General features: G+C 70.3%; 16 protein-coding genes. 3 read left to right on the top strand and 13 right to left on the bottom strand.

All coding sequences use genetic code 11. The annotated features are described in order from the left end of the window. Positions 1 to 39 precede the first annotated feature (39 nt). The gene (gene gabT / locus HD599_RS05200) at positions 40 to 1,392 is read left to right on the top strand and encodes a 4-aminobutyrate--2-oxoglutarate transaminase (RefSeq protein WP_184234253.1); all 1,353 of its coding nucleotides are present in this window, start codon (positions 40 to 42) and stop codon (positions 1,390 to 1,392) included. A gap of 74 nt (positions 1,393 to 1,466) precedes the next feature. Here the strand turns inward: gabT and HD599_RS05195 are convergent, their stop codons facing one another. From HD599_RS05195 to HD599_RS05135, 13 genes are all read right to left on the bottom strand, one after another. After that, on the bottom strand, positions 1,467 to 2,276 hold the full coding sequence (locus HD599_RS05195; protein WP_184234251.1) for an ABC transporter permease subunit: 810 nt from the start codon (positions 2,274 to 2,276) through the stop codon (positions 1,467 to 1,469). Beyond that, positions 2,273 to 3,190 (bottom strand): ABC transporter permease, encoded by a 918-nt coding sequence (locus HD599_RS05190; protein WP_184234249.1) that lies wholly within the window; start codon positions 3,188 to 3,190, stop codon positions 2,273 to 2,275. Before HD599_RS05190 ends, HD599_RS05195 begins: the two co-directional genes overlap by 4 nt. A 2-nt stretch (positions 3,191 to 3,192) precedes the next feature. Continuing rightward, a complete protein-coding gene (locus HD599_RS05185; protein WP_184234247.1) occupies positions 3,193 to 4,392 on the bottom strand; it encodes an ABC transporter ATP-binding protein in 1,200 nt (399 codons plus the stop codon). 26 nt (positions 4,393 to 4,418) lie between these two features. Further along, complete coding sequence (locus HD599_RS05180) at positions 4,419 to 5,627, bottom strand: ABC transporter substrate-binding protein (protein WP_343061895.1); 1,209 nt, start codon at positions 5,625 to 5,627, stop codon at positions 4,419 to 4,421. Positions 5,628 to 5,852: 225 nt separating this feature from the next. After that, positions 5,853 to 8,759: an FtsK/SpoIIIE domain-containing protein gene (locus HD599_RS05175; RefSeq protein WP_184234245.1), complete on the bottom strand. Its 2,907-nt coding sequence runs from the start codon at positions 8,757 to 8,759 to the stop codon at positions 5,853 to 5,855. A gap of 92 nt (positions 8,760 to 8,851) precedes the next feature. Continuing rightward, positions 8,852 to 9,610 (bottom strand): zinc-ribbon domain-containing protein, encoded by a 759-nt coding sequence (locus HD599_RS18290; RefSeq protein WP_184234243.1) that lies wholly within the window; start codon positions 9,608 to 9,610, stop codon positions 8,852 to 8,854. Continuing rightward, a complete protein-coding gene (locus HD599_RS05165) occupies positions 9,607 to 12,063 on the bottom strand; it encodes a transglutaminase TgpA family protein (RefSeq protein ID WP_184234241.1) in 2,457 nt (818 codons plus the stop codon). Before HD599_RS05165 ends, HD599_RS18290 begins: the two co-directional genes overlap by 4 nt. Next, positions 12,060 to 13,415 carry a DUF58 domain-containing protein gene (locus HD599_RS05160; protein ID WP_184234239.1) on the bottom strand — a complete coding sequence of 452 codons (1,356 nt, stop codon included), beginning with the start codon at positions 13,413 to 13,415 and terminating at the stop codon, positions 12,060 to 12,062. Before HD599_RS05160 ends, HD599_RS05165 begins: the two co-directional genes overlap by 4 nt. Beyond that, complete coding sequence (locus tag HD599_RS05155) at positions 13,412 to 14,383, bottom strand: AAA family ATPase (protein ID WP_184234237.1); 972 nt, start codon at positions 14,381 to 14,383, stop codon at positions 13,412 to 13,414. The genes HD599_RS05160 and HD599_RS05155 overlap by 4 nt, the downstream gene beginning before the upstream one ends. Before the next feature lie 16 nt (positions 14,384 to 14,399). Continuing rightward, positions 14,400 to 20,279, bottom strand: coding sequence for an Ig-like domain-containing protein (locus HD599_RS05150; RefSeq protein ID WP_184234235.1), 5,880 nt, complete (start codon positions 20,277 to 20,279; stop codon positions 14,400 to 14,402). Between the two features lie 10 nt (positions 20,280 to 20,289). Continuing rightward, complete coding sequence (locus HD599_RS05145) at positions 20,290 to 21,774, bottom strand: protein kinase domain-containing protein (RefSeq protein ID WP_184234233.1); 1,485 nt, start codon at positions 21,772 to 21,774, stop codon at positions 20,290 to 20,292. Between the two features lie 53 nt (positions 21,775 to 21,827). Further along, positions 21,828 to 22,673 (bottom strand): protein phosphatase 2C domain-containing protein, encoded by an 846-nt coding sequence (locus HD599_RS05140; RefSeq protein ID WP_184234231.1) that lies wholly within the window; start codon positions 22,671 to 22,673, stop codon positions 21,828 to 21,830. Between the two features lie 27 nt (positions 22,674 to 22,700). After that, positions 22,701 to 23,339 carry an FHA domain-containing protein gene (locus HD599_RS05135; protein ID WP_184234230.1) on the bottom strand — a complete coding sequence of 213 codons (639 nt, stop codon included), beginning with the start codon at positions 23,337 to 23,339 and terminating at the stop codon, positions 22,701 to 22,703. A 157-nt stretch (positions 23,340 to 23,496) separates the two neighbouring features. On the opposite strand from HD599_RS05135, the gene HD599_RS05130 reads away from it, so the two are divergent. Together HD599_RS05130 and HD599_RS05125 are read left to right on the top strand one after the other, a co-directional pair. Beyond that, entirely contained in the window at positions 23,497 to 24,015 is a 519-nt protein-coding gene (locus HD599_RS05130; protein WP_184234228.1) for an Lrp/AsnC family transcriptional regulator, read from the top strand. Positions 24,016 to 24,017: 2 nt separating this feature from the next. Further along, complete coding sequence (locus HD599_RS05125) at positions 24,018 to 25,430, top strand: aspartate aminotransferase family protein (protein WP_184234226.1); 1,413 nt, start codon at positions 24,018 to 24,020, stop codon at positions 25,428 to 25,430. Positions 25,431 to 25,432 lie beyond the last annotated feature (2 nt).

The raw sequence follows: 25,432 nt of genomic DNA, 5'->3' as shown, positions 1-25,432 counted from the left end.
CCGAGCAATCAGCGCCGGAAGAGTAATCTTGACTCCATCATGACTGACTTGCTCGCAGAAACCACGACCTCCGCCGCTTCGATCGTCCAGGAGCGCCGCGTCGTGACCGCCGTCCCCGGTCCCAAGTCGCAGGCCCTGCACGAGCGTCGGCTCGCAGTGGTCCCGGCCGGTGTCGGAACGACCCTCGCGGTCTACATCGAGAAGGCCCACGGCGCGATCGTCGTCGACGTGGACGGCAACCAGTTCATCGACCTCGGTGCCGGCATCGGCGTGACCACGATCGGCCACACCAACGACGCCGTCGTCGCCGCCGCGACCGAGCAGCTGAACAACGTGACGCACACGCTGTTCACGATCACGCCCTACGAGAGCTACGTGCGCGTCGCCGAGCTGCTCGCAGAGCACACCCCCGGCGACCACGCCAAGAAGACCGTGCTGGTGAACTCTGGCGCGGAGGCCGTCGAGAACGGCGTCAAGATCGCCCGCAAGCACACCGGCCGCTACGGCGTCGCGGTGCTCGAGCACGCGTACCACGGCCGCACCAACCTCACCATGGCCATGAACTTCAAGGCCTCCCCCTACAGCACCGGCTTCGGCCCGTTCGCCGGCGACGTCTACCGCGCGCCGAGCTCCTACCCGTTCCACGACGGCCTGAGCGGCCCCGACGCGGCGAAGCGCACGATCTCCTACCTCGAGAAGACGGTCGGGGCATCCGATCTCGCCTGCCTCATCGTCGAGCCCATCCAGGGCGAGGGCGGCTTTATGGTCCCGGCCGACGGCTACCTCCCCGCGCTCCAGGACTGGTGCACCGCCAACGGCATCGTCTTCATCGCCGACGAGATCCAGAGCGGCATGGCCCGCACCGGCAAGTACTGGGCCAGCGAGCACTTCGGCGTCGTGCCGGACATGGTGCTCTCGGCCAAGGGCATCGCCGGCGGTCTACCCCTCGCGGGCGTCACCGGCCGCGCGGAGATCATGGACTCGGCCCAGCCCGGCGGACTCGGCGGCACCTTCGGCGGCAACCCCGTCGCCGCGGCGGCCGCCGTCGCCGTCTTCGAGCAGATCGAGTCGAACGACCTGCTCGCCGAGGGAACGCGCATCGGCGCGACCCTCACGGCCGGACTCCTCGAGCTGCAGAAGACCTACCCGGTCATCGGCGACGTGCGCGGCATCGGCGCGATGATCGCGATCGAGCTCGTGCAGCCCGGCACCACGGACCCGAACCCCGAGGCGGTCGCCGCCCTCTCCGCGTACGCCGCACAGAACGGTGTCCTGCTGCTCACCGCCGGCACCTACGGCAACGTGCTGCGCTTCCTCCCGAGCCTCGCCATCAGCGACGAGCTGCTCGCGGACGCGCTCTCGGTCATCGCCGAGGGTTTCGCGCGCCTGTGACCCGCGGTCGCTGAGCTTGTCGAAGCAGTGCCTGTCGAAGCGGTCACTCGCCGCTCGACACGCTCAGGGACCGTCTAGCCTTCGCGCGCCAGCCGCTTCCGCTTCGCCGCGGCGCTGACCTGCGAGGTCACCACGAACACGATCGCGATGATGAACACCGCCGACGCGATGACGTTCGCCTCGGCGGGGATGCCGCGCGCCGCCGCCGTGTAGACGTACTTGGGGAACGTCACGAACGACCCCGAGTTGAAGTTCGTGATGATGAAGTCGTCGAAGCTCAGCGCGAAGCTCAGCAGCGCCGCCGCGATGATGCCGGGCAGCAGCAGCGGGAACGTGATGCGCGCGAAGACCTGGGCTGGCGAGGCGTAGAGGTCGCGTCCCGCCTCCTCGAGTGCCGGGTCGAGGCTCGCGACGCGGGCGCGCACCGTGACCACCACGAAACTGATGCAGAACATGGTGTGGGCGAGGATGACGGTAACGATGCCCTTCTGCACGCCGGCCGTGAGGAACTCGGCCGCGAGTCCCGCGCCGAGCACGACCTCGGGCGTCGCCATCGGCAGGAAGAGCAGCAGGGTGGTCGAGTTGCGGAACGGGAAGCGGAACCGCACGAGGGCGATCGCGATCATGGTGCCGAGGGTCGTGGCGAGCAGGGTCGCGATCACGCCGACGACGAGGCTGTTGCCGAACGCCTCGCACACGCCCTGCGACTGGCAGACCTGGGTCCAGTTGTCGAGGGTGAACCCGCGCCAGACGATGTTCGAGCGCCGCGAGTCGTTGAACGAGAAGATGATCGTGTACGCGATGGGCACGAGCAGGAACACGAAGGCGAGGACCGAGTAGATCCAGAGCGCGTAGCGGCCGAACCAGCGGGAGAAGGCGTTCACAGCAGGTCGTCCGTTCCGCTTTTCACGACGTAGACGCTGACCGGGATCAGGATCGCCACCATGAGGATGAGCGACAGCGCGGCCGCCGCCGGATAGTTCTGCAGCACGAGGAAGTTCGCCTCGATCACGTTGCCGATCATCGCCGTGTCGGTGCTGCCGAGGAAGTCGCGGCTCGCGTTGATGTAATCGCCCGCCGCCGGGATGAAGGTGACCAGGGAGCCCGAGATGATGCCCGGCGCCGCGAGCGGCACCGTCACCCGGAAGAACGTCGACGCGGGGCTCGCGTACAGGTCTCCCCCGGCCTCGACGTAGCGCAGGTCGAGTTTCTCGAGCGACGTATAGATCGGCAGGGTCATAAACGGGATGAAGTTGTAGGTGAGGCCGAAGATCACCGAGAACGCGGTGCCGGTGACGTGCTCGCCGGGCGGCAGCAGCTGCAGGCCGTGCAACGCGGAGACGAACCAGCTCTCGTCGGAGAGCAGCTGCTTCCACGCGAGGGTGCGCAGCAGGAAGCTGATGAAGAACGGCGCGATCACCAGCGTGAGGCCGAGCGCCTGCAGCAACGGGAAGCGGCGCAGCTTCACGCCGATGAAGTAGGCGAGCGGGAAGCTGAACAGCAGCGCGAGCACGGTGGCGGTCGCCGCGAAGACGAACGAGCGGACGATGTGCGGCCCGTAGGTGCCGAGCACGGTCGTGTAGTTCTCCCATTTGAACGCCGTCTGGTACTGCCCGATGTCGCCGAACTCCACCGGCGCCTGGAACGACGTGATGACGAGCGAGAGCAGCGGTGCGAGGAAGAACAGGGCGAGATACAGGATGCCGGGAAGCAGCAGCAGTAACGCGACCTTGCTGCGCTTGCGGATCGCCGGTTCGGCCGGCGCGGCGGCGGCGCCGGCGAATGCTCCGAAGGCCATCCCTAGGCCTCTTCCAACTCCGCCTCGAGCTTCTCGCGCTTCTGGGCGGCGAGAGACTGCGTGTCGGTATCGGCCGCGAAGCGCGGCGAGTCGGCCGGGTCGTCGGCGAGACCGAAGCCGTGGTCGACGGTCCAGCTCAGCCAGACCTCCGCGCCGAGCGAGACCACCGGGCCGAAGACCATGTTCTGCGCGAAGACGACGATCGAGCCGAGACCGGGAACGGCGACCTGGTACTGCGTGCTGACGCCGCTGAACGAGACGTCGGTGACGCGGCCCGGTCCGATGATGTTCGTGCCGGCGGCCTTCTGGGGCGCCGACGTGTGCAGCATGAGCTTCTCGGGGCGGACGCCCACGGTGACCTCTCCCGCGTGGCGCTGGGCACGCTCCCGCGGGATCTCGATCGACCGGCCGGCGACGTCGACGACGATCGACTCGCTGCTGGAGGAGACGACGGGTCCGGTGAACAGGTTCGACTGGCCGAGGAAGTTGGCGACGAACGCGGTCTTCGGCAGTTCGTACAGCTCTTCGGGGGCGCCCATCTGCTCGATCTGCCCCTTGTTCATCACGGCCACGGTGTCGGCCATGGTCATGGCCTCTTCCTGGTCGTGTGTCACGTGGAGGAAGGTGAGCCCGACATCCTGCTGGATCGTCTTCAGCTCGATCTGCATCTGGCGACGCAGCTTGAGGTCGAGGGCACCCAGCGGCTCGTCGAGCAGGAGGAGGGCCGGACGGTTGACGACGGCACGGGCGAGGGCGACGCGCTGCTGCTGTCCGCCGGAGAGCTGCTGGGGTTTGCGCTGTGCCAGGTGGTCCAGCTCGACGAGCCGCAGGGCCTCGTGGGCTTTCGCCGTGGCATCCGTGATCTTGCGTCTCTTCAGACCGAACGCGACGTTCTCGAGCACGCTCATGTGCGGGAACAGCGCGTAGCTCTGGAACACCGTGTTCACCGGCCGCTGGAACGACTTGGTGGTCGTGACGTCCTTGCCGCCGATCAGGATGCGGCCCGCGGTGGCTTCCTCGAGTCCCGCGACGAGCCGGAGGGTCGTGGTCTTGCCGCAGCCCGAGGGTCCGAGCAGCGCGAAGAACGAGCCGGCAGGGATGGTGAGGTTGAGCTCTTCGATCGCCGTGAACCCGGGGAACCGCTTGGTGATTCCGACGAGTTCGAGGTCGGCGCCCGATTCGGCGAATGAACCCTGTGCCATTGTGGTGCTCCTCCGGTGCCGGTGGTTCAGACGCCGAGCAGGACGCTCTGGAACTCGGCGCCGTAGGTCTGTTCCTGGGCCGAGGTGAGCGTGCGGAACAGCTTGACGGTGGAGAGGGTCTCCTCGTTCGGGAAGATGAGCTGGTTCTCGGCCAGTTCGGGGTCGATCGCCTCCATCGCTTCCTTCGCACCCTCGACGGGGGTGATGTAGTTCACCCACGCGGCGACCTCGGCGGCCACCTCGGGCTCGTAGTAGTAGTTCATGAGCTTCTCGGCGTTGGCCTTGCGGCGCGAGCCGATCGGCACGACGAAGTTGTCGTTCCAGATCGTGCCGCCGGCCTCGGGGATCACGAACTCCCACTTGTCGCCGGCCTCGGCGTTGATGACGGTGATGTCGCCCGACCAGACGATCGCGGCAAGGGTGTCTTCGTTGGTGAGGTCCTCGAGGTACGAGTTGCCCTTGACGTTGCGGATCTGGCCCGACTCGACCTGCTCGCGGAAGATGTCGACGCCCTTCGAGAAATCCGCGTCGCTGAAGTCGCCGGAGATGTCGATGCCCTCCTGCAGCATGATCAAGCCGATGGTGTCGCGCATCTCGGAGAGCACGCCGACGCGGCCCTTGAGTTCCGGGTCCCAGAGGTCGTTGACGCTCTTCAGGCCGTTCGGCAGCTTCTCCTTGTTCCAGCAGATGCCGGCGAACCCGCCCTGCCACGGCAGCGACATCTTTCGGCCGGCGTCGAAGTCGGGCTCCTGCAGGCTGGCGATGAGGTTCGAGATGTTCGGGATGTTGGCGTGGTCGAGTTCCTGCGTGTAGCCGAAGTTGATCAGGCGGGCGACCATCCAGTCGGTGAGACAGACGGTGTCGGCGCCGATGTCCTGGCCGAGGGCGAGTTGGTCTTTGACCTTGCCGTAGTACGAGTTGTTGTCGTCGACGTCGACGAGGTAGGTGACGGCGATGCCGGTCTCCTCCTGGAAGCGGTCGAGGGTCGGGTAGCTGCCGTCGTCGGCCTCGTCGATGTAGGCGGCCCAGTTCGCCCAGTTGAGCGTCTTGTCGGTGTCGGATTCGTCGGGGGCCGCCGTCGGCTTCGACGCGGCGGGGGTGCTGCAGGCGGCGAGGGCGAGGGCCGTGGCGGCCGCGCCACCCGTTCCGAGGAGAGCACGGCGGGAGACCTGCGACTGACGGGCTTGCTGGACGAGCCGGCGGATCATCGGGTCTTCGGGAAGTGCTCTGTTCACGGGGGCTCCTCGGTGCTTTCTGACGTCGGGTGGTTCGCTTGGTGTCGTGTGATCGATGTGGACGCTCTGCCTGACGCCGATGCCTCCTGCGCCGTGCTCCGATACTTGCATAACGGAGCGACCGCGACCAGTAAAGAACTAGGCAAATCGTCACCTTGTAACAAGAATTTCACGCGCATCAGTGGCGGAACGGACGGAATCCTGCGGATTCCATAGTGTGCGGGGTCACGGCCCGGGTGCGCGCGGGAGCGTCGCACGCGTGATCCGTCCGTCGGGGTCGAGTGCCCAGAAGGCCGCGGGGGTGCCGCCGCCCGGCGTCGGGGCGAGCGGCGGGGGCAGCTCGGTCACGCGGGTGATGCTGCGGAACTCGGCGGCACCGCAGCCCTCGACCACGAGCGTATGGGTCGCCCGCAGCGCGGCGATCGATCCCCAGCTCGAGAGCCAGGCCTGCGCGTCGCCGACGACCGCGGCGGATCCGCCGGTCGAGACGCCGATCCCCTCCGCGCCCAGCACCGAGACCGCTCCGGATCGGCTGAGCGCGGGGACACTGCGCCGCAGCCGGTCCGCGAACTGCGCGGGGCGCCGGGTGACGACGGCGAGCGGCCGGGAGAGGTCGAGGACGGGCGGTGCCGGGCGGCTCGGGTGTGGCCGCGGCTCCGCCTCCGTGTGCGCGATCTGCACGCGCAGTCCTTCCCAACGGCCCGCACCCGGCGGCAGCGCGGACGAGAAGTGCTCGCCGTCGCCGCCCGCGAGCACGTGTTCCTGCCGGGACGGCAGACGCAGGAGCAGCCGGCTGCCGCAGAGGGCGGCGACCGAGTGCAGCCCCGACGTCAACCGCTGCGCGGTGAGGGCCCAGTGGATGCCGCGTCCCGGCCCCTCGCGCAGACCCTGCGTCACCAGCTCGAGCACGGCGCCCTCGTATTCCTCGGGAAACCGCGCGACGAGGGTGTCGAGGTCGTCGAGCAGCACGAGCGTGCTCCCGGCCACGTCCCCGCCACGGACGGCCGCGAGGGTCGCGGTCAGCACGTCCCACGCGCCCTCGATGTCGTGCGGCACCCGTGAGACGCGGATCGGCGACGCGGCGGCGGCGAGAGTGTCGAGCACGCCGGTCTTGCCCGCGCCCGCTCCCCCGACGACGAGCAGGTTGCCGTGGGTGGCCGGCCGGTAGAACGCGGTCGGCTGACTCTGCCGGGCGGGATCGTCGAGGCGGCCGACCGGGATGCCGCCCGGCTCCCCCGGAGCGAGGTCGCCGGGCCGCACCAGGTCGGGCAGCGGGTCGAGCCAGGGCCGGTGCGGACGGTAAGAGTCGGCCGACCAGCGTCGCGCGACCGCGTCGATGTCCTGCGGCGCCACGAGCGGGAACTGCGCGAGCACCGGTGCGTCGCCGTCGGCCGCGACCCAGGCCCGGCCGCGCGGCGACAACGGGAGCGCGGCCGCCTCGTCGCTGCCGATCACCGCGACGCTGTCGCCGCGGTTGTTCACCCGCAGCGACACCCGCAGCCCGCTGTTGGCGAGCACCGCGTCGCGGATCACCCCCGCGGGCCGCTGGGTGCAGAGCACGAGGTGCACGCCGAGCGACCGGCCGCGGGCGGCGACGTCGCCGAACAGCGCGTGCAGCTCGGGGAAGCCGGCGACCATTGCGGCGAACTCGTCGACGACGATGACGAGCCGCGGCAGGTCGGCCACGGCGCCGCCCGTTCCCGGAGCATCGACGGACTTCGCGCCGGCGGCGGCGAGTACCCGTTCGCGGCGGCGCAGTTCGGCGGCGAGGCTCTCGAGCGCCCGCGCGGCACCCGTCTCGTCGAGGTCGGTGATGACGCCGACGCAGTGCGGCAGAGCGGCGAGGGCGGCGAAGGCGGAGCCGCCCTTGAAGTCGACGAGCAGCACGCTCGCCGCGCGTGGCGGGTGCGCCCGCGCCATCGCGAGCACCCAGGCGACGAGCAGCTCGCTCTTGCCGCTGCCGGTCGTCCCGCCGACCACGGCGTGCGGGCCGTGGGCGGCGAGGTCCAGCCGCAGCGGGCCGGCCGCGGTGACGCCCACGACGCAGTCGAGTCCGGCCGGCCGCTCCCCCGTCTCCCGACCGCCGCATTCGTCGAAGGCGAGCTCCGCGGGAAGCGCGGCGACACCGCCGACCAGCCGCGCCCGCCGGGCGTGCGCCGTCATGGCCCGGGCGACGAGCAGCGCCTGCTCCCGCGAGACCGGCTCGAGCCGCAGCGGACCGAGCTCGGCGAGATCGGGGTGCTGCACGAGCCGCGACTGCCCGTCGCCCGCCCACACCACGACCCGGGCGAACCGCGGCAGCGCCTCCCGCCGGCCCGCGACGGCGACGGCCGCGGACTCCGGCCCGCGGGTGGCGGCCACGCCGGGCGGCTGCCGCGACTGCACGCGGAGCACCGTCTCGCCGCCGTCCACGAGCACGAGGTCGTGCGGCAGCTCGTCCAGCCACAGCCACTCGGCCCGCGCCGTGGATGCCTCCGCGGTCTCGAGGGTCAACGAGTGGGTGAGCGGCGAGAGCGAGGCCGCGAGCTGCAGCACGATCCCGCGCGCGACCGCCGTCGCGAGCGGGTCCGGCCCGGCCACGCCGATGCCGAGGCGCGCGTCGACCATCGCGGGGGCGTCGGGCAGGCGGGCGGCGTGGGCGACGAGCGCGCGCAGGCGGTCGTGGTCGGCGGTCCTGCCGCGCGACGCCGGCGCGTCGAGCGTGACGGCGCTCGGCCGTTCGGCCCGCCCGAGCGACACGGGCACCACCGCGTCGAGCGACCCCAGCCAGTGCTCCGATTCGGGCCACCCGCCGTCGACGAGCCGCGACGCCGACGGCGAGGCGGCGACCAGGGTGTCGCGTTCACGGCCGTGCGCCGCCGCTATCTCGGCGCGCGCCTCGGCGAGCTCCGCCTCGAAGCGCGCCGTCTCGCGTCGTCCACGCCGCTGTGCTTGCAGCCGGGCGTCGGCCACGCTCGCGACGGCGACCGCCGGACCGAGGGCGGCGAAGACAAGCGCGAACACCGACTGGGTGATGAGCCAGATCGCGATGCTCACCACCACCGGCGCGACCGTGGCGAGCAGGGGGAAGCTGTAGGGGGCGGGTGCCGCGGGTGGTTCGGGCGCCGGGATGCTCTGGGTGCTGTCTTTCACGGCACCAGACCACCATGCGGGGCGCGGTGTCGCCGCCCTCGCGGTCAGGCTCGTGGAGAAGCGTGTGCTGTCGTTGCCGGGGAGGGAGTCGTCTAGCTGACGACGAAGAACTGCTCGCCCATGTCGATGCGCGTTCCGCGCACCACGGGCTGGCGCTTGCCCGCGTCGAGCCGCTGCGGACGCGCGTCGGGCTGGCGCACGACGGTGCCGTTGGCGGAGAAGCGGTCGCTCACCCAGAACACGCCGGAGGTCTGCCCGAACTCGAGGTGCGTCTTCGACACGGACTTGCCGGGATCGACGATGGTGACCAGCTGGTCGACGAATTCCCCGGGCTGCAGCACGGGGTTGCGGCCGATCAGGCCGGTGCCGTAGACCGTCGAGTTCTCGCCGGTACTGAACTGCAGCACGAAGCGTTCGCCGCCCGTGCGGTTACGCACGAGGCGGGTCGCCTCGACGTCCTCGTGCTCGTCGTCGGCCTCGGCGGGAGCCGGGACAGGGACGGGCGGAGTCGGAACGGCGGCATCCGCGGGCGCAGCAGCGGTCGGCGGCATCGGCAGCACCCGCGGCACGGTGATGCGCGGAATCGGAGTCGTGGGCGGAGCGGGCTCGACCGCGGGCGAGGCAGGCGGCGTATCAGCGACAGCAGGCACCGCGGCCCGCACACTCCCGGCCGGACTCGTCCGCGCGCTCGGCACGAGCGGCTGGATCACCGCGGTGTCCCCGGGCCGTGCCCGCGACGGTTCGACCAGCTTCGGTGCGGCGCCGCCCTTCGGCACGGCGACGGTCGTACCGCATTCGCCGCAGAACATGGCGCCGGGCGGCAGTTCGGTGCCGCAGTTCCTGCAATTCACGGGGTCGCCCCCTGACGTTTCGCTTGCCGCGATCTGCGGCCCCCGCCGTCAAGAGTATCAAGCCGGTCGCGCCGTCCGAAGGACCGCGTCGACACGCGCGCCTTGAGCCGCTGCCAGCGCGTGGCACCGCTGCCGAGGTGGGCGCTCAGCTCGGTGACCGCCTTCCAGACCTTGTCGGCTTCCTCGTCGCTCGGCGCGCGCGGCGCGAACATCGCCCGGTCGGCGATGGCGGCGAGAATTGCCGGCTGCGTGCCCCCGACAGATGCCGCGACCTCGCGTCGCGTCGCGGCGAAGGGCGGCGTCCCTCCGTGGTCGACGATCGCGTCCCGGTACTCGTCCCACCCGCCGCTGATGCGGGCGAGCGGGTCGGCCGCGCGCCTGCGGCGCCGGCGACGGCGCAGTTTCGCCCCGATGATCACGAGGAACGGGGACACCAGCACGGCGATCGTGAGCGCCGCCCACCCGGCGATCTGCGCCACGACGAGCGCGATGGCGAGCCACTCGGGTAGGTCGTCCTGGTCGTCCTGCGTGGTCTCCTGCGGCGACTGCTCGATCTGCCGCTCGGGCTCGGTCGTGCGCGGCGGGATCACCGACTGGGGTCGGGAGACGGATGTCGGTACCTCCGGCACCTCCTCCGGGATCTCGCGCACCTCGGGTGTCGGGTCGACGGCCACCCAGCCGTACTCGGCGGTGTCGACCTCGAGCCAGGCCGACACGGAGGCTCCGGTGACGGCGGTGGCTGTGGTGGTGGATGTCGCGTCCGACGAACCGTCGGACGCGACATCCGGAACAAAGCCGAAGACGACCCGCGAGGCGAAGCCGAGTTCGCTGGCCATCAGCGCCGCGGTGACCGCGTACTGCTCGGCGTCGCCGATCATCCGCTGGTCGGTGAGCAGCTGGGTGATGCGGTCCGCGGAGTGCCCGGACCGGCTCGCGGGCTCGTCGGCGGAGATCCCGTGGCTGACATAGCCCTCGGTGCGCAGGCCGTCGAGCATCGCCGCGAGACGGTTGCCCGCGCCGCTCACCCCTTCGACGTAGCGGTCGAGCACCACGCGCGTCTCGTCGGGCAGCACCGAGATCTCGGGCACGATCTCCGCGCCGGGGGTGACGGCGGCGAGCTGAGACTCGGAGGGCTGGTCGGGTACGACGGCGGTGATCCGGTAGCGGTCGCCCGACTCGATGCCGCCGACGACCGCGGCCGTGGCCACCGTGTCGTTGTAGTAGAACTCGTCGCGCAGCGTCGTCGCGCGGCTGCCGCCGAACTCGACGGTCTCGAGCTGGCCGATGCTGGGCACCCAGACGCCCTCGTAGGCGTCGACCGTCACGTCGAGAGCGACCTGCTCGCCGGTCAGCGCCGACTGGTCGAAACGGTAGGGCACGCGGGTGAAGTCGCCCGACTCGCTCGTCACCTCGGAGCTGCCGACGGAGTAGACGATGCCGTCGTAGCTGTCGAGGGTGGCGATGCGGATGCGCGCGCCCTCCGGGAGGCCGGCGACGGTGAAGAGCGTCTCGTCGGCGGAGCCCGGCTGCAGGTAGCGCCGGAACCCGGAGAGGGGGCTCACGTACTCGCGCGGGTCGAACGGCTGCTCGACGCTCGTGCGCAGCACCTCGCGCGTGCCAGCCGGGGGCGCGAAAGTGGCGGCCGTCACGCCGGCGGCACTCGCGATCGCGAGGATCAGCGTGGCGGCCACGATGGTGCGGACGCCGAAGAGCCGGTGTTCCGACGGCACGACGGCCTGGGTACCGTCGGCCGACCGGGCCTCGACGGCGAGGGCCCGGATCGCCGCCCGCCGCGCGTACCAGCGGCGCCAGATGAGCCAGACGAGGGACGCGACCAAGAGGGCGGTGGAGAGCACGAACGGCCACGACGCGTAGTCGGGCCCGAGCATCGTCGCGACGACGAACAGCACCACGGGGCCCACGGCCGCGAGGGCGCCCCGGCGCGAACGCAACGCCGTCGAGAGGCAGGTCACGCTGACCAGCAGCACGAGCACGAACGCGGGTACCAGAAGGCCCTGGTAGTTGCCGACGGGGAGCGTGATGGTGACGAGCTGCTTCCAGCCGAGCGCGACGGACGAGACCAGCTGCCACAGGCCGTCGAGCGTGGGAAGCACGCCGTAGAGCGCCTGCAGGGGCACGGCGAGCGGTACGCCGAGGATCAGGAACGCGGCCACGGTCGCGATGAACACGATCGCCGACGACCAGCGGAACACGGCGCCGAGGATCGCGATCGCCGAGCCGGCCACCGTGGTGACGACGACGAGCAGCACGATCGCGGGGCTCTGGTAGATCGGCCACAGAGCGGCCGAGGCGATGCCCATGGTCAGCCAGAGGAACAGGGTGTTGGCGACGACGAATCCGACGCGGATGCGCGGCGCCCGGCGCGGGCGCAGACCGGTTCCGGCACCCGCGAGCGGCGCGGCGACCTCGGCGACCTCGGCGACGGCGCTCATACCGCGACCACCCGCGCCAGCGACTTGGGCAGGTCCTCGAGATAGCCGATGGTGAGCACGCTGAGGCCGGGGGCTGATCGCAGGCGGGGTGCGGCATCCGGGTCGCAGACGACCGCGATCACCTCGACGCCGGCCGGGAACTTCGTCGACGCGGCCCGCAGGTCGGCCGGTGTCACGGCCGAGCCGCAGATGAGGAACGCCACGGAGACGCCCGCGACCTGCATTCCGGCGACGCGGGCGACGTCGGTGATCGCGATCGCGGTCTCGGCGGACTCGACGACGGCCAGCTCGTCGAGCAGCTTCGTGCGGCTGCGCGTGGAGAGCGCCCGCACGGCGAACACCTTGCGCACCGCGAACTCGGGGGTCTTCTCGCTCACCACGACCGACACCTCGCGGATCTCGCGGATCGCCCGCGACCCCAGCGATCCGGCGACGCTGACCGCCATCTCGAACTCCTCGTCGGAGGCGTAGTCGACGGTCGCGAGGCTGAGGGCGATCACGATGTGGCTGCGGCGGGTCTGTTCGAACTGCCGCACCATGTAGGTGCCGGTCTTCGCCGTCGATTTCCAGTGGATGTTGCGGCGTTCGTCGCCCGGGAGGTATTCGCGCAGCGCGTGGAAGGCGATGTCCGAACTCGAGAGGTCGCGCGTCGGCTGGCCCTCGAGGTCGCGCACCAGTCCGGCGCTCATGCTCGGGATACCGATGGTGCGCGGGTGGATGAAGAGCTCCTGGGTGTCCGTCCAGACCAGCTCGCGGCGCACGAGCCCGATCGGGTCGGCGCGCACGGTGCGCACGGGGCCGACGGCGACGACGCCGCGCCGGCGGGTGGGGATGGAGAACTCCTGCACCGATTCGCCGTCGCGGGGCAGGCTCGGCACGGCGAGCTCGGCGAGACCGTGGGCGACGGGCACCTCGACGGTGATGCCGAGGGTGCGGCGGCTGCCGGGATTGCGCACGACCACGTGGCCGGTCGCGTTCTGCCCGACGACGACGCGGCTGTGCGTCACGTCGAGGCGGATCGCGACGGCGTTGCGGCCGACGAGGTAGAGGATCGCCACCGCCACGAGCACGAGGCCCGCGAATCCGGCGACGACGAGTTCGATCCAGCCGAGCCCGTAGCCGACGAGCAGCGAGAGCGGGATGGAGGCCAGCACGAACCAGCCGAGCGGCGTGACCACGGAGGCGGCGCGCACGGCGACGAGACCGACGACGTCACGCAGGGCACGCGCGAACCGCGCTCCGACGATGACCGTGTCGGCGACGATGCCGGTGCGATTGCCGACGAGGCGCGTGCGTGCGTTGGTGAGCCCCTCGGTCGCCGTCGGGTACTGGGAATCGGGCCGTAGGGTCACACGGCTTGCCGATCACTCGGCGGGGGCGTCTCGATGAGCAGCTGGCTGATGATGCTGGTGCCGGTCACGCCGTCGAACTCGGCTTCCGGGTCGAGCACCAGGCGGTGGGCGAGCACCGGTTCGGCGAGGGCCTTCACGTCGTCGGGGATGACGTAGTGGCGGCCGTTGGATGCGGCGAGGGTCTTCGCGGTGCGGACGAGCGCGAGGGCGCCGCGCACGCTGGCGCCGAGGCGCACCTCGTCGGCCGAGCGGGTGGCGTCGACGAGGCGGCTGACGTAGTCGTTGATGGTGGGGTCGACGTGCACGGTGCGCGCGAGACGGGCCATCTCGTTGATGACCTCGGCGCTGGCGATCGCCGGCACGGTCACGTCGTGGGCGCGGGTTCCGGCGCCCTCGAGGATGCGCAGCGTGGAGCTGTGGTCGGGGTAGCCGATCGAGGTCTTCATGATGAAGCGGTCGAGCTGGGCCTCGGGAAGGCGGTAGGTGCCGGCCTGCTCGATCGGGTTCTGGGTGGCGATGACCATGAACGGGGCGCCGACGGGATGGGTCACGCCGTCGACGGTGACGGTGCCCTCCTCCATCACCTCGAGCAGAGCCGACTGGGTCTTCGGGCTCGCGCGGTTGATCTCGTCGGCGAGCACGACGTTCGCGAAGATCGGTCCGCGGTGGAACTCGAAGGCGCCCGACCGCTGGTCGTAGATGCTGACGCCGGTGATGTCGCCGGGCAGCAGGTCGGGGGTGAACTGCACGCGGTTGCTCGTGCCGTCGACGCTCTGCGCGATGGCGCGGGCGAACGAGGTCTTGCCGGTGCCCGGGAAGTCCTCGAGCAGCAGGTGGCCCTCGCTGAACAGCGCGGTGAAGCCGAGACGGATCACGAAGGTCTTACCCAGCAGCACGGTCTCGACGTTCGCGACGAGCCGCGTGAAGTTGTCGGAGAACCAGCCGGCCTGCTCGGGTGTCATGGTCATGCGTTTGTCTCTCTCATTATCGACACGTGCCCTCGGCGTAGCCCGGATCGGTGTAGGTGATTCCCCCCACGGTGACCGCGACCTTGAGCCGCACTCCCGTCGCGGTCAACGGTACAGCGTCGTCGGAGTCGAAGTAGAACGGCGACCAGGTGGGGTTGGCCAGGGTGTAGTACGACATCAGCACGGTGGTCGTGGCCCCGCTGCCGTTCGCCGGGGTGGCGTAGTCGAGCGGCCGGTCGGCGATGCAGGTGCGCACCGAGCCACGGGCGTTCACGGGGGTGAGCGTGACCGCGTCGCTCGCCGGTCCGCAGTACGTCTGACTCGCGTCGCGACATCCCCGCAACTCGACGACCTGGGGCACGCCGTAGACCCGGGTGTCCGCGGCCGACGTGAGCCACTGGCCGGCGACCGTCGGCGCCCACGCGCCGCCGTTCAGGCGGTACTCGTAGCGCTCTGCGGTGCCCGAGGCGACCCGGAGGTTCGTGCCGACGCGGATCTCGTAGCGGCCGGTGGTCAGGTCGTCGCCCGTGACTTCGTTGAGAACCGTCGGGGTCGTCGGCCGGACCTCGATGCCGACCTCGGCGCGCGCGAATCCGGGGGCCGCGAGGCTGGTCGTCGCACCCGTCGAGACGGGCGTGCAGTACGACCCGTTGTCGCCGTAGACGACGTAGCTGTAGGCGGTCCCGTCGACCGCGTTCTCATCGACCCACGGCGAGGTGACGTCGCGCAGGCTCGGCGCCGCGTCGCAGTCGGCGACGGTCACCTCGCCTTCGACCTTGCGGATGTCGTAGGTGACCGGGGCTCCGCCGTTCTCGCCGAACGCGCCCCAGGTGACGGTGATGTTGCCGTCGACGTCGTTCACAGCGACCGGCGCCGGTGTGCCGACGATGGGCGGACCGACGGTGGTCGCGCTCACCGTGCCGCTGCGCACCCACTCGGCGTCCGTCGTGACCTGCGCGCTGTTGCGCGCGTAGACCCGCACCTCGTAGGTGGTGTTGGTCGGCAGCCCGGTGATCGTGGTCGACGTCGCGGTGCGCGGCACCACGACGGAGGCGCGTCCGGTCAGCTCGACGACGTAGTCGACGATGCGCGTTCCGGGGTCGGGGTCGCCGACGAACGGCCAGGTCACCGTGAGCGCCCCGCCGGTCGGCGCGTCGTCGGGGTCGGTCGGCACGACCTTGGCGACGGGTGCCGCGGGCAGGTAGTCGATCGTGTACGGCGCGCTCGCGGGGCTCGGCGCCGAGTCGCCGATCGCGTTGACCGCGACGACTTGGAACGAGTAGGCCTTGCCGACTTCGAGGCCCGGGAGCGTGCAGATCAGTGTCGTGCCGCAGTCGTGGCTGTAGCCGCCGCTCGAGACGCGGTAGTTCGTGATGGCCGAGTTGTTCTGCTGCGGTGCGGTGAGCCGCAGCGTCATCTCCCCCGCCGTGAAGGTGGCGGCCTGGCGCGTCGGCATCACGGGGGCGTCGGGGACGTCCTGCACAGAGATCCGGATGGCGCCCCAGACGTACCGGTCGGGATCGCGGCTCGCGTCGGCGACCTGGTACTGGAGGGTGGCGTCGGCGGGCAGCGCGTTGCCCGCGACCGAGACGGTGAGCCGGCTGTTGTCCTCGCTCGCGGTGACCGAGACGCCGGCCGGCAGGGTGGAGCCGTCGAGACCGCGCACCGCGACGACGCGCAGCGGCTGCCCGGGGAAGGGGTTGGTCGCCTCGTCGTTGGCGAGCACGTCGACCACGGTCGTCTGGCCGCGCTGCGCGATCGCGGCGTCCTCGGCAGGCACCGCGCGCGGACGCGTCGACGCCACCACCTGCAGCTGGATGCGGCCGGCCTGGCCGGACGACAGCGCGTCGCTCACTCCGAGCGAGACCGCTGTCGACGAGCCTTTCACCGCGTCGTCGCTCGCGCGCAACACGAGCGACTGGCCGGCGAGCGTCGCGGTGAAGCCGTCGGGCGCGGGCGATCCGACCGTGTAGGCGAGCTCGTCGAGGTCGTCCTCGTACGGGTAGTTCGTCAGGGCGGTGAGGTCGATCGTGCGTTCCTCGCCCGGTTCGAAGTCGATCGTCGCGCCGGTGAACACGGGCGGCTGGTTCTCGCGCGGTTCCACCGTGATCGGCAGTACCAGGTTGGCCGTGTGCCCGTCGGGGTCGGTGGCCGAGTCGCCGTCCGTCACCTCGAACGAGATGGAGGCCGAGCCGAAGTACAGGTCGGCGGAGGTGAAGCTCAGGGTGTCGGCGTCGACCACGAGCGACGACCCGTTCGAGTGCGTGGCGCGCACGGTGCTGGAATCGGTCAGGCGCACCTGCTTGCCGCCGACGGCCACGACGTAGTCGTTGAGGTCGATGCGGATCGTCGCCTCGCTCTCCACCACGAGCGCCGGGGCGTCGCGGTTGAGCTGCGGCAGCGCGTCGTCGAAGCCGGGGACCCAGATGAAGGCGTAGGAGACGGCCGAGCTGTCGTCGGGACGCGACACGGCGAACGGGATGATCTGGCGGGAGTCGCCGATGGTCACGCGCACCGACTTGTTCGCGGTGACGACGGCCGAGTCGCCGTAGCCGGAGACGATCGAGAGGTCGAGGTCGCGTGCGTCGCCGTCGGCGAAGAACACGTTGGCGAGCACGTCGACGTCGATCGAAGTGCGGTCCAGCACGTCGGTGAGGGTGAGAACCGTGTCCCGGGCGAGCGGGTACGACAGCGGAGCGTCGCTGCTCACGACGACGGTGACGAAGTTGGAGCTCGAGCCGCCGACCTCGTTCGCGATCGTGTAGACGAGGCCGTAGTTGCCGGGGCTGTTCGGCGCGGTGATGCGCACGAGCGTCGAATCCTCGATCTCTGCCGTGAGGTTCTCGTCGTTGGGCTGCACGTCCGTGACCGAGAGCGCTCCCCCGTCGGGGTCGGAGTCGTTGGCGAGCACCTGCACGAGCACCGTCGTGCCGGGCCGCACCGTCACCTCGTCTTCGATCGCGACCGGGTTGCGGGTGCCCTCGAGCTTCGGACTGATGCCGACGCGCACGGTGCCGGTGGCGCGGGCGCCGAGCGAGTCCATCACCGTGTAGGTGAAGGTGTCGGTGCCGGCCGAGTAGGCGCCGGCGTTGTAGTCGATCGTCGAGGCGCCCACGGCGACGACGCCGCCCTTCTCGGGGCTGGTCTCCTGCCCGAGCAGCTGCACGGAGTCGCCGTCGGGGTCGATGCCGTCGAGCGGGATGTCGATGCGCACGCTCTCGCCGGCGAACACCCGCGCGGTCACGGTCACGGGCACGGGAGCGTGGTTCGTCTCGAGGTTCGGTTCGCGCACCTCGATGTTGACCTGCGCCTGCGCGGTCTGACCGAGCGGGCCGATGATCTCGTACACGGCCGAGTAGTTGCCCGCGGTCTGCGGGGCGAGGTAGCGCAGCGTGGTGCCCGAGACGAAGAGCAGTCCGGAGTCGCCGGTCAGCCCGTCGACGAGCTCGGGGTTGAGCGTGATCTGCTCGCCGTCGGGCTGCTCGTCGTTCGCCATCACGTCGATCATGATCGCGTCGCCGACGCGCACCGTGGCGGTGTCGTCCCGGGCGACCGGCGGCTGCCGCTGGTCGGGCGGCGCCACCTCGATCACGGTGATCGTGCCCTCCGCCTGCGCGAGGCCGTTGGTCACCCGGTAGCCGAAGGTCACGGGGCCGGCGAGCGGTCCCGTCAGGGTCACCCGCACCGAGCGCTGCTCGAGGGTCTCGGCGCGCACGCCGGAGTCGCTCGGCACGTTGACGACGCCCGTGACGAGCAGCACGCCGCCGGCCGGGTCCTCGTCGGTGGACGAGATGTCGACGGTGCGGCTGCTCAGGGTGGGCACGAACACGGTCTTGGGCCGCGTGATGGGCGCGGTGTTCGCGTCCGGCGGCGCGACGACGTCGACCCGCACCAGCCCCGTGACCGTCTGGTCGTTGTCGGTGACGACGTACTCGAGGTAGTGCGAGCGCACGAGGTCGCTCGAGAACTGGAAGGTGCCGGTCTCGTAGCTGGGCGTGATCGTGACCCCGGCCTTGGCGGGCACGGCGTTCAGCCGCACCGAGCCGTTGCCGCCGCGCACGTGGTCGAGCGGCGAGATCGACTTCTCCTGACCGGCGTACGCGAGCACGACGAACGGGTCGGCGACGATCGGCACCTCGCCGGGCGCCATCACGGACACGGCGAGCGACCCGGGCGCGGACGCCGAGCCGTCGGAGACGACGAGCGAGACGACCGACGACCCGGTGTCCGACCCCGAGTCGGTCACGATGACCGACCCCTCGGGCTTGTAGCTGACCGTGAGCGGTTCGCCAGCGGTGGCGGACTCGAGGTAGAAGGGGTCGCCGTCGGGGTCGACCCAGTCGTCGAGCACCGGCACCGTCTCTTGGCCGCCCGACTCGAGGGTGAGTGCTGTCGTGCGCACCTGCTGCGGCGGGGAGTTCTCCTCGGGCGAGCGCACGGTGACCTCGACGGTCGCACTCGCGCTGCCGCCCCGGCCGTCGTCGATGGTGTACCCGAACGAGATGACCCCGGATGCCGCTTCGTCCAACGAGATCTGGAGCATCTGGCGGTTCTCGATCACATCGATCCGGCCGAGAGACGGGTCGATCGCCGTCACCGCGCTGATCACGATGACGTCGGCGTTGGGGTCGTAGTCGTTGAGCAGCACCGGCAGCACGCTCGAACGGCCGGCACGGGCGCCGAGCTGGTCGTCGACCGCGACGGGCGGCACCTGGTCCTTCTCGACCTCGGGAGGGGTGTCGGAGGCGTTCTGCTCGACCTGTTCCTGGTCCTCGTCGACCGTGATGAGGTCGTCCCAGTTGTCGATGATCTGGCCCTGGTCCGCCACCGCCCAGGACGCGCCGGCGCCGGCGTCGTTGAGCACGATCCGCGAGCCGTTGACTTGGAAGTCGAGCGCCGCCGTGCTCGGCACGTCGAGCAGCTGCTGCAGGTCGGCCTCGTCGGCCCCCGCGGCGTCGTCGATGCCGCACTGCCGCCACGACTGCCCGTTCGACCAGGCCGCGTAGGCGCAGCCGTCGACCACGGCCGGCGCCGTCGTGGTGCCGGCGCCACCGGCGAAGAGGAGGTCGGGGTCGCCCTTTCCGAGCGGCACCGAGGCGAGACCGCCGGCGAACGAGACCAGGACCGAGGACCCCGCGGCGGCCGCGTTCTGCAGCACGGGCTCGGCGCCGTCGAGCAGGTCGGCGAGGTCGACGACACGGCCGCCCGTCTCGAGCTGCTCACCGTCGACGTCGAGCACCGCCCAGCGGCCGCCGACCGAGGTGACCGCGTAGTCGCCGGAGGTGCCGCCGAGTTCCGTGGCCTCGGACGAGTCGACGCTCGTGGTGAGGGCGGCGTTGACGCTGTACACGCGCTGGGTGTCGGGCGAGAAGGCGAACAGCAGCCCGTTCTCGTCGACGCTCACGACGGCGTCCGGCCCGAGGTTGAGCGTCGGCTCCTGACCGGTGTCGAAGTCGGCGAGCTCGGCGACCGGGAGGATCCAGACCTCGCCGGATCCGCCCGAGTAGAGCACCGCGTTGTCGCCGGCGAGGAACACCCCGGGCTCGGACGGCGGTAACGGCACCCGGTCGGTGATGGCCGAGGTCGCGGCATCCACGATGTCGAGGGTCGCGTCGCCTCGGTCGAACAGCAGCACGGTCGAGCCGCGCTGCACGACGTCGAGTTCCGCACCCTCGCCGGCGACGACGCTGTTCAGTTCGAAGACCTCGGTGTTCGCGCGCCCGACGAACCGTTCCGCACCGTTCGACACCCAGACGGAGGCGTCGTTGAGGTCGAGGCGCTGCGCCGTGTACCCGCTCGACACGAGCGCGACCGTCGCTACGAGGACGGCAACAACAGAAGCGCTCGTCGCGGTTGCGACGAGCGACTTGTGGCCGGCGATCCACCGTCTGATCATGGGAGGCTCGTCATTCGGCGACATCCACACACTTGGGGTTGCTCTCGTCCCCCAGGGTGCCGTTGCGGCTCACCCTCACCGAGAGGCAGATGTGGTCGCCCGGGTCGCCGTCGGCGACGAACTCGGTGCGGCTCTGCAGGCCGAACTGCTGGCCGTCGAGCTGGATCTGATACGAGTCTCGCTCGTCGATACCGGGGTCGTTCCAGGTGTAGGTCACGCTGCCGCCGGACTGGGAGGCGGAGATGTCGCTCACGACGGGGATGTCGTCGGAACCCGCGCGGACGAGCACGAACGTCGCGGTCGCGCCGAGAGCGATCACGAGCACCGAGCAGGCGACGAGGATCCAGGCGAGCAGCTGCGCCGGTTTGCCGCCCGGTGCGGTGGTCGTCGCGCCCGACCGGCGGGCGACGCTGCGGGCGCGCCCGCTCGTGCCGCGTCGGCCCCGCGAGCCGCGGGTGCCGAGGTCGGCGCTCTCCTTTACGAGGGTGCCGACCGCGTCGTAGTTCTCCTGCGCCGCCGCCGCCCGACGGCGCCGACGTCGCGAGGAGGACACGGCGGCGCCACCCTGGACGCCGCGGACGCGCGTTCGGTCCTCCATGTCGGCGACGGTCGCGAGGGCCCAGTCGTCCATGGCGACCTCGACCGGCGTCTGGGCCACGCCGAGCTCGACCTCGACCGACTGCAGTTCGCGCACGAGTTCGAGCACGCTCGCCGGCCGGCTCTTCGGGTTCTTCGACATCGCCTTCGCGAGCGTGCGCTCGAGGCTCGTCGGCACGTCGGCGCGGTCGATCGGCTGGGCCTTGGCCCGGTTGATACGGGAGATCAGGTCGACGGAGGTGTTCGACTCCCCCGGGATCTCGAACGGCGAGCGCCCGGCGAGCAGCGAATAGACGGTGGCGGCGAACGCCCACACCTCCGACTCGATGGACCCGGCCGTCTCGTCCATCAGTACCTCGGGCGCCGACCACGGGATCGACATCCCGACGGCCTCCTGCGTGTTCGACTCGCTCAGCGTCGCCGCGATGCCGAAGTCGGAGAGCACGGGGTGGCCGTAGGCGGTGAGCAGGATGTTGGAGGGCTTGATGTCGCGGTGCAGCACGCCGGCCATGTGCGCGGTCTCGATCGCGCTGCCGATCTTCACCGCGATGCGGAGCACGTCGGCGACGGGGATCCGCTCGGTGCGGTAGCGCTGGCTCAGCGCCGAGGAGCACATCTCCATCACGAGGTAGGGCCGGCCGTCGGAGGAGACGCTGGCCTGGTACACCGTGAGGATCGACGGGTGCGAGCTGAGCTGGGCCATCAGGTTGGCCTCGGCCTGGAACATCTGACGCACCTGGTCGTTGACGACCTCGGCCAGCATCACCTTGACGGCGACCTGCCTGCGCGGCATGTTCTGCTCGTACAGGAACACGTCGGCGAAACCGCCCGAGCCCAGCACGTGGATGTAGGAGAACCCGGGCAGCGTGGGGGGTTGCGAGGGCAGGCGACGCGCCACAGAAGACCCCCTCTAGCCGTGGACAAGATGCCCACCATTGTAAGCAGGTTGTGTCAGAGCACTCTATGGGTAGCCCGCGGCGCGGTCTGCCCGAAATCGGCGCTCAGCGGCACCGCGATGACGTCGACGACGAGCACCGTGACGTTGTCACGGCCGCCGGATGCCAGCGCGGCGTCGACGAGGGCGCCCGCGGTCTCGTCGGCGGAGAGGCCGGCGGCCATGTGCAGGCGGATCCGGTCGTCGTCGAGCTCGCCGGTGAGCCCGTCGGAGCAGACCAAGAGCCGCAGCCCCGCCTGCAGCGGCAGCAGCCAGTAGTCGGGGGTGGGCTGCGCCTGGAATCCGACGGCCCGCGTGATGACGTTGCCGTCGGGGTGGTTGTGCGCCTGCGCCTGCGTGATGACGCCCTGTTCGACCAGCTGCTGCACGAGCGAGTGGTCGACGGTGACCTGCGCGAGCTCGTTGCGTTCGAAACGGTAGACGCGGCTGTCGCCGATGTTGAAGATCGCGAAGTACGGGTCGCCGTCGAGCATCGTCAGCACGGCGCCGGTGACGGTCGTGCCGACCCCGAGCTCGCTACCGTCGGAGATGATCTCGATGTCGTCGGTGGCCTTCTCGAGCGCTCGCTCGATCGCCTCGGGCGGCAGGAAGTCGCTCTCGCGCGCCTCGGCCAGCCGGGAGACCACGGCGGCGCTCGCCCGGTCGCCGGCCAGGTGGCCGCCCATACCGTCGGCGATCGCGAAGATCGGCGGAGCGGCGATGAAGCTGTCCTCGTTCGCGGCACGCCGGCGTCCGACATCCGTCACCGCTGCCCACGCGAGACGGATCTCACCGCGGTCGGTGCCCTCGTCTCCGGGCAGGGGAATCGCGAATTCGGGCGTGCTCGCGCCGATCTCGGTCACGGGGTGACCGCTGCCGTTGGTGCGAACTCACGCATAACCGAATCCCCCGAGTTGCCGCTGTAATGGAAGTATCTCGATGACATTGCCGTCTCCGATGTCCACGAGCGTACCCGGGGTGACGACCATCGACTCGCCCTGACGCAGCGCCCGGGCGACACTGCCGGGCACGGCGACCACGGATCCGTTGGTCGAGCGCAGGTCGGTGACCACGATCGAGGCGCCCAGCTGGCGGATCTCTAGGTGCGTTCCCGAGACCTCGCCGCGGGGCGACGGCACCCGCACGAGTTTGGGGATCAGGCCGTGCTGGATGCGCGGCGACGTCGGCGCACGCCCGAGGTAGACGACGGCGTCGAGCAACACCGTGCGGCCGGACTCGCCGACGCGGAACCCGTAGCGGGCCGCGAGCGGCTCGACCACGACCGAGTCGGGCATGGGAGCGGTGTCGCCGATCTGTTGCGCCGCGGTGTCGATGAGAGGCGTGTCGATGAGAGGCGTGTCGATGAGCGGGGCGGATGGCGGAGCCGACGCCAGCGGAGGCAGAGTGCCGCGCACGACGGTGTCGTCGAGATCGCCGATGCCGACCGCGTCGTCGTCGAGAGCGCCGGCCGGTCGATGCGCACGAGTCCGACCTGGAGCGGCGACGGTGTCATCGAGATCGGGGTCCACCCGTCAAGCTTAAGGCGCGCCCGTCGGTCTGGGCGTCGGCGATCGGCAGTACCGCCCGGTTTCGACTGATTCAGTGGACTTTGTGAGTCCAGCGTGCGGAATCGCTTGTATGCAACCTCCTCGGCTGACACAATCAACCCATGAACGGAACTCGCGGATGATCTCGGCCGGTAAGGCCGCCACTCCTGCTCCGTCGGCGGGAAAGTCCGTCGCGGACAGGGCGAAGCCGCTGCAGCTCGACGCCGTCTCGAAGGCGATCATCGAGCAGTTGCAGGAAGACGGTCGTCGGTCCTACGCCGAAATCGGCAAGGCCGTCGGACTCAGCGAAGCGGCCGTGCGGCAACGGGTGCAGAAGCTCACAGAGTCGGGAGTGATGCAGGTGGTCGCCGTGACCGACCCGATGCAGCTCGGCTTCTACCGGCAGGCGATGATCGGCATCCGGGTCTCCGGCGACACGACGATCGTGGCCGAGGCGCTGGGCGCTCTCACCGCCGTCGACTACGTCGTTCTCACCGCCGGCAGTTTCGACATCATGGCCGAGGTCGTCTGCGAGAACGACGACGACCTCATCGACCTGCTCAACAAGCAGATCCGCGCCATCGACGGCGTGCAGTCCACCGAGACGTTCGTCTACCTGAAACTCTTCAAGCAGTTCTACAACTGGGGAACGAGATAGCGATGACCACCACGGAGCAGCCCGTCCAGCCCTCCCGCGTCGACGACAGCGTGCTGCAGCAGAAGGCGAAAGACCACCTCTGGATGCACTTCAATCGGCAGTCCGTCATGGAGGACGGCGGCGGGGTACCGATCATCGTCAAGGGCAGCGGCCACCACATCTGGGACAACCAGGGCAAGAAATACTTCGACGGCCTCTCCGGGCTCTTCGTGGTGAACGCCGGGCACGGCCGCAAGCGTCTCGCCGAGGCGGCGGCGAAGCAGGCCGAGGAACTCGCCTTCTTCCCCCTCTGGTCGTACGCGCACCCGGCCGCGATCGAACTCGCCGACCGGCTCGCGGCGGCGGCCCCCGGCCAGCTCAACCGGGTCTTCTTCTCCTCGGGCGGCGGCGAAGCGGTCGAGACCGCCTTCAAGCTCGCCAAGTACTACTGGAAACTGCACGGCCGCCCCACCAAACACAAGGTCATCTCGCGCTCGGTCGCGTACCACGGCACCACGCAGGGGGCACTCGCCATCACCGGCATCCCGGGCATGAAGGAGATGTTCGAACCGGTCACGCCCGGCGGCTTCCGCGTGCCGAACACCAACTTCTACCGCGCCGCCGAAATGGGCGCCCCGGCCGACGACCCGGCGCTGTTCGGCCAGTGGGCCGCCAACCGCATCGAGGAGATGATCCTCTTCGAGGGTCCGGAGACGGTCGCGGCCGTCTTCCTCGAGCCGGTGCAGAACTCGGGCGGCGCGTTCCCGCCGCCTCCCGGCTACTTCGCGCGGGTGCGCGAGATCTGCGACCAGTACGACGTGCTGCTCGTGGCCGACGAGGTCATCACCGGCTTCGGCCGCATCGGCAACATGTTCGCCTCGACGACCTACGGCTTCGAGCCCGACATGATCACCTGCGCCAAAGGCATGACGAGCGGCTACTCCCCCATCGGCGCGACCGTCGTCAACGAGCGCGTCTACGAGCCGTTCAAACACGGCGACACCGCGTTCTACCACGGCTACACCTTCGGCGGGCATCCGGTCTCCTCGGCCGTCGCGCTCGCCAACCTCGACATCTTCGAGGAGGAGAAGCTGTTCGAGAACGTGCGGGAGAACTCGCCCGCCTTCCGGGCGACGCTGGAGAGACTGCTCGACCTGCCGATCGTCGGCGACGTGCGCGGCGACGGCTACTTCTTCGGCATCGAACTGGTGAAGGACAAGGTGACGAAGGAGACTTTCGACGCCGAGGAGTCGGAGCGGCTGCTGCGCGGATTCCTCTCCAAGGCGCTGTTCGAGGCCGGGCTCTACTGCCGGGCCGACGACCGAGGCGACCCCGTCATCCAGCTCGCTCCCCCGCTCACCGTCGGGCAGGCCGAGTTCGACGAGATCGAGGGCATCCTGCGCTCGGTGCTGACCGAGGCCTGGACGAAGCTGTAGCG

The organism is Conyzicola lurida (assembly GCF_014204935.1).
In the GTDB taxonomy this organism is placed as follows: Bacteria; Actinomycetota; Actinomycetes; order Actinomycetales; family Microbacteriaceae; genus Conyzicola; species Conyzicola lurida.
Note: the sequence above shows the minus strand (reverse complement) of the source record. Positions and strands in the feature narration are given on the sequence as shown.